Source organism: Mesotoga sp. H07.pep.5.3 (assembly GCF_002752615.1).
In the GTDB taxonomy this organism is placed as follows: Bacteria; Thermotogota; Thermotogae; order Petrotogales; family Kosmotogaceae; genus Mesotoga; species Mesotoga prima.
Genome location: NZ_AYTV01000014.1, coordinates 1 through 1,190 on the forward strand (window position 1 = coordinate 1; position 1,190 = coordinate 1,190).

Sequence of the window (1,190 nt, forward strand, 5' to 3'; positions counted from 1 at the left end):
TAAGAAGAAACATATCCCAGTTCTTCAAGGGAGAACACAACTACGTCAAGGCAGTTGACGGAGTAACCTTCTCGATAAAGAGGGGCGAGATATTCGGTCTAGTTGGAGAGTCCGGTTGTGGAAAGACCACTACGGGAAAACTAATCATGAAACTCCTAGAACCCACAGGCGGGACAATGTTCCTAAACGGAAAGGATGTAACTCATATAGAGAAAGATGAACTGAAGATTTACAGAAGGAACGTACAGATGATCTTTCAGGACCCATACGCTTCAATGAACCCGAGATTCAAGATAAGGGATGTCATGGAGGAGCCTCTAATAATACACAAACTCGGAGAAGACAGGGATGAGAGAATGAAGATGATCGAGAAGGCTTTAAGGGAAGTCAAGCTCAATCCTCCAGATGAATTCCTTGTGAGATATCCCCATATGTTATCCGGGGGTCAGAGACAGAGGGCAGCTACCGCGAGGACTCTTCTTCTAAACCCCGAGCTTCTCGTTGCGGATGAACCGGTATCCATGATTGACCTTTCCACCAGGGCCGAAATACTCCACATGATGAAGGAAGTGCAGAGAGACCTTGGTCTTACCTATCTCTACATAACACACGATCTCTCCACTGCGAGATACTTCACCGACAGGATAGCCGTGATGTACCTTGGAAAGATAATAGAGATAGGAGATCCAGATGATGTTATAGACAATCCAGTTCATCCATACACAAGGGCTCTCATCGCTGCCGTATGCGAACCGGTAGCGGGAAAGGTAAACAAACCGAAGATAGTACCGATAAAGGGAGAGATCCCCTCTGCCGCCAATATTCCAAAGGGCTGCAGATTCCACCCCAGATGTCCTTATGCAAAAGAAGAATGCTGGGAGAAGGAAGAACCTCAGCTTCAGGAGATTGAAGATGGTCACTTCCACGCCTGCAGAAGATGGAAGGAAGTAGCCGATGAAAACCGAGGGTAGAGGTTGGTGGTTGGGGGTTCGAAAGAGCAAAGGATCAGTTCCAAGTTGCAGTGTGAGTTGTAAAAAAGGCCGGGGTCGGAGGTTGGTGGTTGGAGGTCCGTAAGAGCAAAAGAAACTGGTTCACCGTTGAATGGTTCTCCGTTAGCCGAATAAAAAACCTGTTCTTCGTTCTTGGTTGTTTGTTAGAATAAGAGAGGCAGGGGATGCAAGATAAGTCCA

Annotated in this window: 1 protein-coding gene; it reads left to right on the top strand. The window is 47.0% G+C overall.

Annotated elements, in window-relative coordinates:
- Positions 1 to 971, top strand: a 971-nt coding sequence (locus V513_RS07935; protein ID WP_099772306.1) for an ABC transporter ATP-binding protein, incomplete at its 5' end; no start/stop codon positions are given.
- Between the last annotated feature and the right edge of the window lie 219 nt (positions 972 to 1,190).